Below are 12,925 nucleotides of genomic sequence, written 5' to 3'. Positions count from 1 at the left end.
CTTCGGACGCCCCGGAATGACGGTTTTGGGTGAATGTCGATTCCGCCCAGATCTCCGACCTGCGTCGTAGACAGCTAGTCTGAGATGACGAAAGAAGCCTAGATCTTCTCGCTGATCTTGATCGCCGCCTTGCAGCCGACCTTGATCACGCTGGACAGCAGGCGGTAGGCGGGTGCTTCGCGGCTGCCGTGTTCGATTGCGTGGTCGTGGTGGGCCAGCTCTTCTTCGCGGAACTGGGTCAGTTCGGCGGCCAGGGGCGGGTCGCGGTCGCCGATCTCGGCAATCTGGTCGGCATAGTGTTTTTCGATGACGCTTTCGACCGCCTCGGTGCAGGCGTGGGCCGCCTTCTCACCCATCAGGGCCGTGCCCGCGCCAAGCGCCGAAGCCGCAATCCGCCACAGAGGCGTCATGACGGTGGGGCGAACCCGCCGTTCGTTCAGCAGGCGGTTGAAACGGTCCAGATGCACCGCCTCCTGATCCTGCATTTCGGACAGGTCGCGAACCATGTCGCCATGCGACTTGCGGCCGTCGAACACCGCCTTCTGGGCGCGATAGATCAGGACGGCGGCGTATTCGCCCGCATGATCGACGCGCAGGATTTCGTCCATCCGCGCCTTGTCGGCGCCGCGACCGGGCCGCGGCAGGGGAATATGAGGGGCGGCGGCAGTGTCGGTCATGGCGTCAGGCCTTCTCGATGCGGGGCGCGCGGGCGTCCTTGGGACGTTTGGCGGCCAGCAGGCTGAACACCGCCAGAGCCGAAACGATCACCGCGTTCCATCCCGCCATGGACAGGCCCAGCCAGCTCCAGGCCACGTCGCCGCACGAAATGACCGTGACTGACGGCCCCGTGCCCAGGGCCAGCGCGGTCAGGGCGTCCATGTCGATGGGGCCGCCCGCCCCCGCCGAACAGGTCGCAGGCAGGGCCCACCAGCCGTATTCGCCGCCCATGTGGAAGATGGCGGTGACAGCGCCGGTCGCGAACACGGCGGCCAGCAGGAAGGAGGCGATGCGCGGCGTTCCGCGACGCCCGCCGCTGACGATGGTCCAGCCGGTGGCGAGGACCGCGATGGCCACAGCCCCCCAATAGACCTCGCGCTGCTTGAGGCACAGATTGCACGGAGCCAGATGCTCGAAATGCTCGAACGCATGGGCCGCGCCCAGCATGGCGAGCGACGCCGCCAGGGCAAAGGCGGTCCACCAACGGGTCAGCAGGCGATAGGCGTCTGTCATGTTGAAGCGGTCTTACTCCGCTCAAGCGCCGCCGTCGACGTTACAGTAGTTTAAGAACCACGATCAGGGCGACCAGGGCCACGACCCCGATCCCGGCCCACAGGGCCAGACGCTTTTCGACCTGGGCCAGCATGGCCGGGCCCCAGGTTTTCAGGATCCAGGCTTCCAGGAAAAACCGCCCGCCGCGCGTCACGACCGAGGCGGCGATGAAGATGGGGAAGCTGAAGGCTGCCAGACCCGAGGCGATGGTCACCAGCTTGTAGGGGATGGGCGTCAGGCCCTTGATCAGAATGACCCACAGCCCCCATTGCTCGAACCAGGCGCGGAACTGGGCCAGACCGTCGGAATGGCCGAGGAAGCGCATGATCGCCAGCCCCACATCGGTCAGATAAAAGCCGATGGCGTAGCCCAGAATCCCGCCCAGCACCGACGCGACCGTGCAGACGGCGGCGTAGAAATAAGCCTTTTCCGGCTTGGCCAGGATCATCGGCGCCAGCATCACGTCCGGCGGAATGGGGAAGAACGAGCTTTCAGCAAAGGACACCACCGCCAGGGCGGGCGTCGCATGGCGGTGGCGCGCCAGATTGAAGACGCCGTCGTAGAGCTTGCGGAGCATGGTGTTTCCCAAAGAACGTCGCCGAAGACGTTCAAAGGGGTCGATACACGGGCAAAGGCCGCACGTCATCCACGACCCTCTGTCGCAGAGGCGGCCCATCACGACCCCGTGGCCCAGCCTTGGCTCGGTCGTCATCCGCGATTAGGTTCCGCGCCAATCGGCGGCCCCATCCGGTTAAGTCCGCCACAAAACATAATGCAGGAGACGCTCCATGCACGACATGACCCAGACCGAAGCCGACAAGCTCGATCAGGAAAACCCCCTCGGCGTCGACGGTTTCGAATTCGTCGAGTTCACCGGCCCCGAACCAGAGGCCATGATTTCGCGGCTGGAAATCATGGGCTTCACCCAGACGCACGTGAACCCCAAGACCGATGTGGTGCGCCTGAAACAGGGCGACATCAGCTTCCTGGTGCACCGCTCGCCCAAGGGACAGGCCGAAGCCTTCACCAAGGACCACGGCCCGTCCGCCAACGGCATGGCCTTCCGCACCACCGACGCAAAGGCCGCCTATGAGGGCGCGCTGGCGCGGGGGGCCAACGCCGCGCAGGGCGCAAACGGCGGCGCGCTGGGCGACGACTATCCCTACATCCTGGAAGGCATCGGCGGCAGCCTGCTGTATGTCATTGACCAGTATGGCGACGGCGGGTCGCTGTACGACGCCTGGGACGAGGTCGAGGGCTGGGAAGAGGCGGAGCGCAAGAACAGCGTCGGCCTGGAGATCCTGGACCACCTGACCCACAACGTCCGCCGCGGCGAGATGCGGACATGGTCCGGCTTCTACAACTCGATCTTCAACTTCGAGGAGCAGAAGTATTTCGACATCAAGGGCAAGGCGACGGGCCTGTTTTCCCAAGCCATGATCGCGCCCGACCGCGCCATCCGCATCCCGCTGAACGAAAGCCAGGACGAGAACTCGCAAATCGAGGAGTTCATCCGTCGCTACAACGGCGAAGGCATCCAGCACATCGCCCTGACCACCGAGAACATCTTCGAGACGGTCGAGGCCATGCGCGAGCGCGGCGTGGACTTCCAGGATACGATCGAGACCTATTTCGAACTGATCGACAAACGCCTGCCCAACCATGGCGAGGACGTGGAGCGGATGCGCAAGAACCGCATCCTGATCGACGGTTCGGATGAAGAAGGCCTGCTGCTGCAGATCTTCACCCAGGACACCTTCGGCCCGATCTTCTTCGAGATCATCCAGCGCAAGGGCAATGAAGGCTTCGGCAACGGCAACTTCCAGGCCCTGTTCGATTCCATCGAACTGGACCAGATCCGCCGCGGCGTCATCAAGGTCGACGTCTGAATGCGGATGCGGCCGCCGACATGGCTGCCCTGGCTCGGCCCGGTCCTTGCGGCCGGCGCCGGAGCCCTGGCGGGCGAATACTGGCTGGGGGGCGGGTTCTGGGTGGTGCTGTTCGCCGCCCTGATCTGCGGGTTCGCGCCGATCATCGGCTATCGCGTGTGGAAGCGGCTGCACCACCGTTCCTGAGGGGGAAGATAATGAAACAGATCATGACCGCCGCCGCAGCCCTGGCGCTGTTGGCGACGCCTGCTGTCGCGCAAGAGACGCCGCGCTGGTCGCTGGCCATTCACGGCGGGGCGGGCGTGATCGAACGCGCCAGCCTGACGCCGGAACGCGACGCCGCCTATCGCGCGGGGCTGCAGGCGGCGCTGGACGCCGGTTCGGCGGTTCTGGCCCAGGGCGGTTCGTCGCTGGACGCCGTTCAGGCCGCGATCCAGTCGCTGGAGGACAACCCGCTGTTCAACGCCGGGCGCGGGGCGGTCTTCACCGCCGCCGGCAAGAATGAACTGGACGCCGCCGTGATGAACGGCGCCGATCTGACCGCAGGCGCGGTCGCCGGTCTGACGCGCACGCGCCACCCGATCGCCGCGGCGCGGGCGGTGATGGAGCAATCGCCCCATGTCATGCTGATCGGCGAGGGCGCCGAAAGCTTCGCCGCCTCGGTCGGCCTGGAGCAGGTCGATCCCGGCTTCTTCTTCACTGAAAGCCGCTGGCAGGCCCTGCTGAAGGCCCTGCGCGACAAGGGCCTGCCCCTGCCCGCCCGCCCGCAAGGCGCGCCGCCCGAGCCGACGACGCTGGGCGCCCCGGTTCCGCTGGCCTCGCTCAACGAAGCCCCGCTGGACGAACGCAAGTTCGGCACGGTCGGCGCCGTGGCCCTGGACAGTCAGGGGCGATTGGCGGCGGGGACGTCGACCGGCGGCATGACCGCCAAACAATGGGGCCGGGTCGGCGACGTGCCGGTGATCGGCGCTGGCACCTACGCCTCCAACGCCGACGGCTGTGCGGTGTCCGCCACCGGATCGGGCGAGTATTTCATCCGCGCCACCGTGGCTCGCGACATCTGTCACCGGACGGCCGAGGGCGCCTCAGTCCAGACGGCGGCCCAGGCCGAAATCGATGAAGTCGGCGCCATCGGCGGCGACGGCGGCGTCATCGTCATGGGCCGTGACGGAACCCCCGCCTTCGCCATGAACACCTCTGGCATGTACCGGGGCGCCGCCTCATCCGCCACGCCCGCCCGTGTCGCCATCTACGCCGACGAGAACTGAGCCATGCCCGCCGCCGACGACGAACTGACCGTGATGGCCCAGGAGGAGCTGGATGCGGCCTGCGCCATGCCCTTCTTCGAGGTGAAGAAGATCACACCCTGGGGGGACAGTTACGAGGGGTTCGCCCCGTCCGGCCGTACGGTCGAGATCGAGCGTCGCTACATCTGGGCGGTCGAGCCCAAGGGCGGGGTCATCGTGGAGGTCGAGGTGCGCGATCGCGCCGCCCGCACCGGCGCCGAGGCCCGCGCCCTGCTGACCGCCGCCTGATCGCGCGACGGTTACCGCCGCTCAGTTTCCAAGCTTCTGAATTCGGGTTAGGCCTGACGTCATGAAACTCGCCTCGCTCAAGCACGGCCGCGACGGCCGCCTCGTGGTCGTCTCGCAGGACCTGAACTGGTTCACCGACGCCTTCCTGATCGCCCCGACATTGCAGGCGGCGCTGGACGACTGGGACCGCTGCGAGCCGCGCCTGCGCGCCCTGGCCGAAAGCCTGGAGCATGAGGGCGTGCCGCGCGGACGTTTCCGTGAGCATGAGGCCGCCGCCCCCCTGCCCCGCGCCTATCAGTGGGCGGATGGTTCGGCCTATGTGAACCACGTCGAACTGGTGCGTAAGGCGCGCGGCGCCGAAATGCCCGAAAGCTTCTGGACCGATCCCCTGATGTATCAGGGCGGATCGGACGGTTTCCTGTCGCCCCGCGACGCCATTCCGCTGGCGGACGAAAGCTGGGGCTGCGACCTGGAGGCCGAGATCGTGGTCGTGACCGGCGACGTGCCCCAGGGCGCGACGCGAGAACAGGCCCTGACCGCCATCCGCCTGGTCGGTCTGGTCAACGACGTGTCGCTTCGCAATCTGATCCCCGCTGAACTGGGCAAGGGTTTCGGCTTCGTCCAGTCCAAGCCCGCCAGCGCCCTGTCGCCCGTCTTCGTCACGCCTGAAGCGCTGGGCGATCGCTGGAAAGACGGCAAGCTGCACGGCGAACTGAGCGTTCAGCTGAACGGTCAGGACTTCGGCAAGGCCGACGCCGGGGTCGACATGACCTTCGACTTCGGAACCCTGATCGCCCACCTGGCCAAAACCCGTTCTCTGGGCGCCGGAACCCTCATCGGCTCGGGCACGGTGTCGAACAAGGACGCGGACGGCGGCCCCGGCAAGCCTGTGTCCGAAGGCGGACTGGGCTATAGCTGCATCGCCGAGGTGCGCACGGTCGAGACCATCCTGCGGGGCAAGGCCGAGACGCCCTTCCTCAAGCATGGCGACACGGTGCGGATCGAAATGCTGGACGGCCGCCACTCCATCTTCGGCGCCATCGAACAGACGGTTCAGCCGCTTTCGCGCGACGCCTGACAGGTATAGCGTCCCGGTTCGGGCCCGATCAGCAACAGGGCCGGGACACCCTTCATGACGCAACAACAACTGATCCCCTTGGCCGTCATCCCTGTGGTGCTGGTCCTGGTTCTGCTGCGCAATCGCCGCAAGCGCGTGCTGAGGCCGCAGTATCTCTGGGTCATGCCCGCGATCGTCGTGCCCTTGATCTGCGCCGGACTGTGGGCGACGACCCAGCACCCCCAGTTCGGCCCCCTGGCCTATGTCGCCTTCATCGCCGCCCTGGTCCTGGGCGCGGCGGCGGGTTGGTGGCGCGGCAAGACCATCACCATCGAGAAAGAACCCGATGGTTCGTTGAAGGCCCAGGCCTCGCCCCTAGGGCTGGCGCTGATCGTCGGCCTGCTGGCTGCGCGCACCGGCTTGCGTGAAGTCATGCAGGAAAACGCCGCCGCCTGGCATCTGGACGCCGTCGTCATCACCGACGCCTTCATGATCTTCGCTATCGGTCTGATCGTGGCGCAACGGCTTGAGATGTACCTGCGCGCGCGCCGGGTTCTGGCGGGCGGAACCGACGAACACGTCGAAGTCGCCGCCTGAGTTTCATTGAGCGGCAGGCGGTGGTTGAAAACCCCGTTGCGTCCCTGTAGGAGCGAGCCCTGCTCACGCCTGTGCGGGTGTGGTGAAACTGGTAGACGCGCTGGATTCAAAATCCAGTTCCGAAAGGAGTGTCGGTTCGATTCCGACCACCCGCACCAAAGGCCCGGCTCCCGGCCATGGATCGACTTTCAGCGCTCGCCGCGCTAGGTCCGCCGCGCCCAAGGATCGAATATGTCGACACTGACCCTGCCTGAAGAGGCGGCGCGCCGCCGCACCTTCGCCATCATCGCCCACCCGGACGCCGGCAAGACCACCCTGACCGAGCATATCCTGCTGGCGGGCGGCGCCATCCGTGCGGCGGGCGCCGTGCGGGCGCGGGGCGAGAACCGCCGCACGCGCTCCGACTGGATGAAGATCGAAAAGGAACGGGGCATCTCCGTCAGCGCCTCGGTCATGACGTTCGAGCACGACGGCAAGATGTTCAACCTGCTCGATACGCCCGGGCACGAGGACTTCTCAGAAGACACCTATCGCACCCTGACCGCCGCCGACTGCGCCATCATGGTGCTGGACGCCGCCAAGGGCATCGAGCCGCAGACGCTGAAACTGTTCGAGGTCTGCCGCCTGCGCGACATTCCGATCATCACCTTCATCAACAAGCTGGACCGCGAGGCCCAGGACCCGATGGCCCTGCTGGACGACATCGCCAGTCGTCTGCAGCTTGATCCCGCCCCGATCTGGTGGCCCGCCGAGAGCGGCAACCGCCTGCGCGGCATGGTCGAGGTCGGGACCGGCCGGTTCCAGCCCTATACCCGCAAGATCGCCGGCGCCGCCGAAGATCCCGGCCACCCCGACGCCCTGCCGCTGGATCAGGCGGCCCAGTATTTCGAAGCGGGCGAACAGGACGCCCTGGCTGAGGCTGTCGAACTGGTCGAGGGCGGCTATCCGGCGTTTGACCGCCAGTCCTTCCTTGAGGGCCACCTGACGCCGGTCCTATGGGGCTCGGCCCTGCGCCACTTCGGCATCGACGAACTGCTGAAGGCCATCGGCGACTGGGCCCCGGCACCCAAGGTCATGAAGGCCAAAAAGGAATCGCCGCCCGAAACCCGCAACGCACCCGCCCCTGTCGACACCACTGTCGAGCCGGGATCGAACGAAGTGACCGGCTTCGTCTTCAAGGTTCAGGCCAATATGGACCCGAACCACCGCGACCGGATCGCCATGTTCCGCATGGCCTCAGGCGCCTTCAAGCGCGGCATGAAGCTGAAGGTGCAGAACACCGGCAAGTCCCTGTCGGTCAATGCGCCCATCATGTTCTTCGCCTCCGACCGCGAACTGGCCGACGACGCCTTTGCGGGCGATGTGATCGGCATTCCGAACCACGGGGTGCTGCGCGTCGGCGACAGCCTGTCGGAAAGCGGCGTGGTGCGTTTTGCGGGCCTGCCGAACTTTGCGCCGGAAATCCTGCAGCGCGTGCGCGTCAAGGATCCGCTGAAGGCCAAGCACCTGAAGAAGGCGCTGGAAGGTCTGGCCGAAGAAGGCGTGACCCAGTTGTTCCGTCCCGAGATCGGCGCGGACTTCATCGTCGGCGCCGTCGGCCAGCTGCAGTTCGAGGTCATGGCCGACCGTCTGGGCGAGGAATACGGTCTGGACGTCATTTTCGAACCCAGCCCCTACGCCGAGGCCCGCTGGGTGGGCGGCGCAGACACGGACGTCGAGGACTTCTCGGGCAAATACCGCCCGCAGATGGCGCGCGACATCGACCAGGCCCCCGTCTTCCTGGCCAAGTCCAGCTGGGAGACCGGCTATGTCAGCGAGCGTTTCCCCAAGATCGCCTTCACCAAGACCAAGGAACGCGGTTAAGGCCGCGCTTGCGTCTTTTCAGCGCCACATCGACGTGGTCAGATGCTGACGACGCCCATGCGTCGCGGAGCCCTTTGATGTTCGCCACCCTGGCCTTCGCCAGCCTGATGCTGATGCAGCAGACCCCGGCCAACCTCGTCCCCTACGAGGAAGCCGTGCGTTGCGCCGGACTGACACAGGCCGCGTCGGAGCTGGAAGGCGGCGAAAGCGATGAAGGCGGCAAACTGTATGATGCGGCGCTCTATTGGTCGCTGACCGCCATCCAGGCGGCGACGGCGGCGGGCAAGCCGGGCCGCACGGCCGACGCCGACCAGACCCGCGCCCGTATCGAGGCGGTGCGCCAGCTGAACGCCGACGCCCCGGCCGCGCGGGCGGCCCTGCAACGCTGCCTGCATCGCACGCCGAATCTGGACTAACGACGTTCGATCCGAAACGTTCCACAACAAGCTGAGCCGAACCCGCCGTGCGGCGCTGCGTTTGCTAGTCATCCAGTCGGGACGTCTTCTGCGTCCCGAAGCGGGATTTCAGAGGCATCCAGCGCATGTTCGAATTCGGCCGGGACCTGAGAAAGCTGTTCGCGCAGGCGCGTGAAAGCGAGGACCTGGGCTGGGTCGAACTGATCAGCGTCGATCTGCTGCAGGTCGAGGCCCGGCGTGAGTCCATTGATGCGGGCCGCGTCTCCTGCCCTCAGCCGTTCGAGACCGAACATCGCGCCGCCGCCCTGTGGCGCGACCACGCCCGCCGTTCCGGCGCCCTCGACAGCCTGGACCGCGCCGACCGAGCCGCAGACAGCCTGACCCGCACCGCCGTGGGCGAAGACCAGACCGCCCTGGCCGCCCTTGATGCAGCTCTGGCCCTGATCCTGAGATTTGACCTGTGCGGCGAGCCGGACCGCCTGCAGCAGGCCATGGCCGCCCTGACCCGCGCGGGACGCCCGCGCCGCCATCGCATCGCCTCCGACCTGGCCGTCGTCCACGCCCGGATCAAGGCGCGCCAGGCGCGTCTCAGCGGTCTTGTGACCGACCTGATGGATGCCTCCGCCTTGATGGACGCCGCCCTGCATGGCGCAGGCGGCGATGATGTCGAATTGCGCATGGACCGGGCCGTGCTGGCCCTGGATGCGGGGGTCGTTCAGCGCGACGCGCGCCTGCTGGATCAGGCCGGACGTGATCTGGGCGCCCTTGTCGAGGCGGCCTCGCCGGACCACCGCCCCCTGACCCGCGCGCGCGCCCTGGCCCTGTGCGGCGCCGGTCTGTCGGCCCTGGCCGCCGTTGCTGGCCACGCCGAGGCCCACGCCCAGGGCCGCACGATGTTCGACGCGGCAGCGGATCAGTTCACGCCGGACCACAGCCCGCTGGACTGGGCGGCCATTCAGGTGGTGCGCGCGGGCGAGGAGGCCTTGCCGCTGATGATCCTGTCCCAGGCTGAGGCTCTGACCCAGGGGCAGGGGCTGGTGATCGGCGCCCTCGCGCGGGAACGCCGCATCGCACGGGAAGTCGCCCTGGCCGAGGCGGTGCGCAATCTGCCCGCCCTGGAGCTTCTGGAGCAGCGGCTGCGCGCCCGCCTGGCCCACGCCCAGCCGCTGGACTGGGCCGCCGACCAGATCGGCATGGCCGCCATCGGCCTGGCGCGACGCCGTCTGGGCGATGCGCAGCCGAGCGGGCTGGGACTGATCCTGTCCGAAGCCGCCGTTACGGCTCAGGAAATGGGCGTGCCCGTCCTGGCCCAGCGAGCCGAGAGTCTGAAGCCGCGTTTCGTCGCCTGATCAGCCGCCGATGGCGACGAAGGGACCGTTCAGAAAACGCGGCTTGCCATAGCGGAATCTCTGACCGTCTTCGGCCAGAACCCGTCCGCCCGCCGCCTCCAGCACCGCCTGCCCTGCCGCCGTGTCCCATTCCGAAGTCGGGCCGGTGCGCGGATAGGCGTCGAAACGCCCCTCGGCGATCAGGCAGAATTTCAGCGACGAGTCCGTGCCCTGCCAATGGGTGCACCCGTGGCGGGCGGCCAGGCGCGTCGCCTCTTCATCGGTGATGCTGTGACTGAGCAGGGCCACGCCTTCCTGGGGCCGGTCGCGCACCGCGATGGGCCGCCATTCCGCACCGGCATGGGCCTCGCCCTCATGCACCGCGCCGTACTGACGACGCAGGGCGCCGCCGCCGGGCCGGTCGCTGCGCCAGGTCGTTTCGCTGGCGGGGGCGGTGACGACGCCCGCGACAGGATATCCCTCGTGGATCAGGGCGATGTTGACGGTGAAGGCCTCGCCGCCGCGCACAAAGCCGCGCGTGCCGTCCAGCGGGTCAATCAGCCAGAACCAGTCGTCGGTCTGGGTCGGCGCGCCGTCCGCCGCCACCGCCTCTTCCGCCACCGTCTGCACGCCGGGATAGAGGGCGGCCAGCCGTTCCAGGATCAGGGCCTCGGCCGCACGATCCGCCTGGGTCACCGGGCTGTCGTCCGACTTGGTCTCGACCGCCGTGCCGCTGCGCCAGAAGGGCAGGATGAGGCGCGCCGCCTCTTCGGCGATCTCGGCCAGTTTCAGGGTCAGGTCGCCGGACTGCAGATCACGGTCGAGGATCGGGAGCGAGGAGGTCGTCATCACGTCTTTGGATAGACCATCCCGAAGGTTCCATGAACCGGCAAATCACGTCAGCCTGATGCGCCAGACGAATCCTGACCCGAGTGCTGCAGACGCCATGACCGACACCGACGCCGAAGCCCCGCTCGATCTGCCCGTGGACGGGACGGAACTGGCGACCTACATCGCCGCCAAACTGTGCCACGACTTCATCAGCCCGTCGGGCGCCATCGTCTCGGGCCTGGACCTGCTGGACGATCCGTCGGCGCAGGACATGCGCGACGACGCCCTGGCCCTGATCGCCCAGAGCGCACGCAAGATGGTGGCCCTGGTTCATTTCGCCCGCGTGGCCTTCGGCGCCGCCACCACCAGCGAACGGTTCACCGCCCGCGAACTGCAGGCGCTTGTCGTCGGCGTGACCGAGGGCGGACGGGCGACCCTGGATTGGCGCGTGGCGGAGGGCGAGTTCACAAAGCCCCAGGCCCGCGCCCTGATCAATCTGGCCTATCTGACGGTCGGCGCCCTGCCGATGGGCGGAAACGCGGTTATCGAAACCCGTGTCGAGAACGGCGCCCTGCACCTGAGCGGACAGGCCGATGGCGCCCGCGCGCGATTGAAACCCGAAGCCCTGACCGGCCTGAACGGCCTGCGTCTGACCGAAGGTCTGGCGGGGCAGTGGATCCAGCCTTACTGGCTGTGGCTGACCGTAACGGAGGCGGACGGTCGCCTGACCACGACGGTCGAGGACGGCCGGGTCGTGCTGGCGGCGGTTATGCCGGTTTGACCGACATACCAACGACTCATTAACTGGCGTCAGCCATAGTTGGTGCGAGGAAATCGGGTAAAGACGAACGCCCGCCAGGAGTCCTGTCTTGTCCGTCAGCACGTGTCTCATCGTCGATGACAGCCGCATCATCCGCAAGGTCGCGCGCCGCATCGTCGAAGGCCTCGGCTACGAGGTCGATGAAGCCGCCGACGGCGCCGAAGCCCTGGCCTATTGCACCAGCGCCCTGCCCGACGTTCTGTTGATTGACTGGAACATGCCGGTGATGGACGGGCTCAGCTTCCTGCGCCGGATGCGAGCCCTGCCCGGCGGCGACCGTCCCAAGGCCCTGTTCTGTTCCATCGAAACCCGGCCTGAAAAGATCGCCGAAGCCCTGGCTGCGGGCGCCGACGACTATGTCATGAAGCCGTTCGACGGCGACATCCTGCAGTCCAAACTGTCGGAGGTCGGAGCGATCGCCGCATGACGCCAGACGACTTCGACAAGCTGCAGACTTTGCTCGCCACGCGCGCCGGTTATCGACTGGCGCGCGACCGCATCCATCTGGCCGAACACCGGCTGGGTCCGATTGCGCGCCGCGAAGGCTACGCCAATGTCGAGGCCCTGCTGGCCAATCTGTGGGCCCAGCCCGTGGCGTCGCTGGCCTGGGCGGTGATCGAATGCCTGCTGAACCCCGAGACCTGGTTCCGCCGCGACCGCACGCCCTTCAATGTGCTGGAGAAGGAACTGCTTCCCGCCCTGGCCCAGGCGCGTGCTGACGGCCGCGTCCGCATCTGGTCGGCCGGCTGTTCAACCGGACAGGAAGCCTGGTCCATCGCCATGGCGGGCAAGGCGGCGGGCGCGCATGTCGAGGTGATCGGCACCGACCTGGCCCAGCGCGCGATCGAAAAAGCGCGTTCGCGCATCTACTCAGGCTTCGAGGTCCAGCGCGGCCTGACCGCCCACGCCATGCTGCGCTGGTTCGAACCGGCCGAGGATCAATGGCGGGTGCGCGACGAACTGGCTGAAAAGGTGCGGTTCGGACGCTCCAACCTGCTGGACGAACCCACCGACGATGTGCGTTTCGACGTCATCTTCTGCCGCAATGTCATCACGGACATGGAGCCGCAACGTCGCGCCCGCGTGCTGGACGGGCTGGAGCGGCGGCTGGTCGACGACGGCTGCCTGTTCCTGGGCGTGGACGAGCGCCTGGAGGGCGAAACCGTCGCTTTCAGACCCGTCAACGGGCGCAAGGGCCTGTATGTGAAGGCGCCCTCGTCCCTTCGCCGCGCGGCCTGATTGCAAGGCCGCTCTTGCACAAGAGGCCGGTTCGGGGCTGAAGTACGTCGTTTGGGCATCGGGGGGTGACTATGCGGCTGG

16 protein-coding genes and 1 tRNA gene are annotated in these 12,925 nt (G+C 67.2%); 13 read left to right on the top strand and 4 right to left on the bottom strand.

The window, feature by feature from the left end:
- Positions 1 to 98: 98 nt before the first annotated feature.
- The 3 genes from JKF87_RS10620 to JKF87_RS10610 are packed head-to-tail and all read right to left on the bottom strand — an operon-like array spanning position 99 to position 1,846.
- Complete coding sequence (locus tag JKF87_RS10620) at positions 99 to 677, bottom strand: demethoxyubiquinone hydroxylase family protein (RefSeq protein WP_201099863.1); 579 nt, start codon at positions 675 to 677, stop codon at positions 99 to 101.
- A 4-nt stretch (positions 678 to 681) separates the two neighbouring features.
- A complete protein-coding gene (locus JKF87_RS10615; RefSeq protein WP_201099862.1) occupies positions 682 to 1,230 on the bottom strand; it encodes a disulfide bond formation protein B in 549 nt (182 codons plus the stop codon).
- A 40-nt stretch (positions 1,231 to 1,270) separates the two neighbouring features.
- Positions 1,271 to 1,846, bottom strand: a complete 576-nt coding sequence (locus JKF87_RS10610) for a YqaA family protein (RefSeq protein ID WP_201099861.1) — start codon at positions 1,844 to 1,846, stop codon at positions 1,271 to 1,273.
- 211 nt (positions 1,847 to 2,057) lie between these two features.
- On the opposite strand from JKF87_RS10610, the gene hppD reads away from it, so the two are divergent.
- From hppD to JKF87_RS10560, 10 genes are all read left to right on the top strand, one after another.
- Positions 2,058 to 3,158 carry a 4-hydroxyphenylpyruvate dioxygenase gene (hppD, locus tag JKF87_RS10605; protein ID WP_236261295.1) on the top strand — a complete coding sequence of 367 codons (1,101 nt, stop codon included), beginning with the start codon at positions 2,058 to 2,060 and terminating at the stop codon, positions 3,156 to 3,158.
- A 6-nt stretch (positions 3,159 to 3,164) separates the two neighbouring features.
- On the top strand, positions 3,165 to 3,344 hold the full coding sequence (locus JKF87_RS10600; protein ID WP_236261294.1) for a hypothetical protein: 180 nt from the start codon (positions 3,165 to 3,167) through the stop codon (positions 3,342 to 3,344).
- A gap of 11 nt (positions 3,345 to 3,355) precedes the next feature.
- Positions 3,356 to 4,426, top strand: coding sequence for an isoaspartyl peptidase/L-asparaginase family protein (locus tag JKF87_RS10595; RefSeq protein ID WP_201099859.1), 1,071 nt, complete (start codon positions 3,356 to 3,358; stop codon positions 4,424 to 4,426).
- Between the two features lie 3 nt (positions 4,427 to 4,429).
- A complete protein-coding gene (locus tag JKF87_RS10590) occupies positions 4,430 to 4,693 on the top strand; it encodes a hypothetical protein (protein ID WP_201099858.1) in 264 nt (87 codons plus the stop codon).
- 61 nt (positions 4,694 to 4,754) lie between these two features.
- On the top strand, positions 4,755 to 5,771 hold the full coding sequence (locus JKF87_RS10585; protein ID WP_201099857.1) for a fumarylacetoacetate hydrolase family protein: 1,017 nt from the start codon (positions 4,755 to 4,757) through the stop codon (positions 5,769 to 5,771).
- 54 nt (positions 5,772 to 5,825) lie between these two features.
- On the top strand, positions 5,826 to 6,347 hold the full coding sequence (locus JKF87_RS10580; protein ID WP_201099856.1) for a CcdC protein domain-containing protein: 522 nt from the start codon (positions 5,826 to 5,828) through the stop codon (positions 6,345 to 6,347).
- Between the two features lie 73 nt (positions 6,348 to 6,420).
- Positions 6,421 to 6,505 (top strand) — tRNA-Leu (locus tag JKF87_RS10575).
- A gap of 73 nt (positions 6,506 to 6,578) precedes the next feature.
- Positions 6,579 to 8,210: a peptide chain release factor 3 gene (locus tag JKF87_RS10570; protein WP_201099855.1), complete on the top strand. Its 1,632-nt coding sequence runs from the start codon at positions 6,579 to 6,581 to the stop codon at positions 8,208 to 8,210.
- Between the two features lie 77 nt (positions 8,211 to 8,287).
- Positions 8,288 to 8,626 (top strand): hypothetical protein, encoded by a 339-nt coding sequence (locus JKF87_RS10565; RefSeq protein ID WP_201099854.1) that lies wholly within the window; start codon positions 8,288 to 8,290, stop codon positions 8,624 to 8,626.
- Between the two features lie 125 nt (positions 8,627 to 8,751).
- Entirely contained in the window at positions 8,752 to 9,975 is a 1,224-nt protein-coding gene (locus tag JKF87_RS10560; protein WP_201099853.1) for a hypothetical protein, read from the top strand.
- Here the strand turns inward: JKF87_RS10560 and cysQ are convergent, their stop codons facing one another.
- Positions 9,976 to 10,803 carry a 3'(2'),5'-bisphosphate nucleotidase CysQ gene (gene cysQ, locus JKF87_RS10555; RefSeq protein WP_201099852.1) on the bottom strand — a complete coding sequence of 276 codons (828 nt, stop codon included), beginning with the start codon at positions 10,801 to 10,803 and terminating at the stop codon, positions 9,976 to 9,978.
- A gap of 97 nt (positions 10,804 to 10,900) precedes the next feature.
- Here cysQ and chpT point away from each other — a divergent pair, with 97 nt between their 5' ends.
- The 3 genes from chpT to JKF87_RS10540 all read left to right on the top strand — a co-directional run bounded on the left by chpT (position 10,901) and on the right by JKF87_RS10540 (position 12,844).
- On the top strand, positions 10,901 to 11,566 hold the full coding sequence (gene chpT, locus JKF87_RS10550; protein WP_201099851.1) for a histidine phosphotransferase ChpT: 666 nt from the start codon (positions 10,901 to 10,903) through the stop codon (positions 11,564 to 11,566).
- A gap of 88 nt (positions 11,567 to 11,654) precedes the next feature.
- Positions 11,655 to 12,032, top strand: coding sequence for a response regulator (locus tag JKF87_RS10545; RefSeq protein ID WP_201099850.1), 378 nt, complete (start codon positions 11,655 to 11,657; stop codon positions 12,030 to 12,032).
- Positions 12,029 to 12,844 carry a CheR family methyltransferase gene (locus JKF87_RS10540; protein ID WP_201099849.1) on the top strand — a complete coding sequence of 272 codons (816 nt, stop codon included), beginning with the start codon at positions 12,029 to 12,031 and terminating at the stop codon, positions 12,842 to 12,844. Before JKF87_RS10545 ends, JKF87_RS10540 begins: the two co-directional genes overlap by 4 nt.
- Positions 12,845 to 12,925: the final 81 nt, after the last annotated feature.

Origin of the sequence: Brevundimonas nasdae, assembly GCF_016654005.1 — a bacterium.
Classification (GTDB): domain Bacteria; phylum Pseudomonadota; class Alphaproteobacteria; order Caulobacterales; family Caulobacteraceae; genus Brevundimonas; species Brevundimonas nasdae.
The sequence above is the reverse complement of the archived record's forward strand: the minus strand, read 5'-3'. Positions and strand labels throughout refer to the sequence as shown.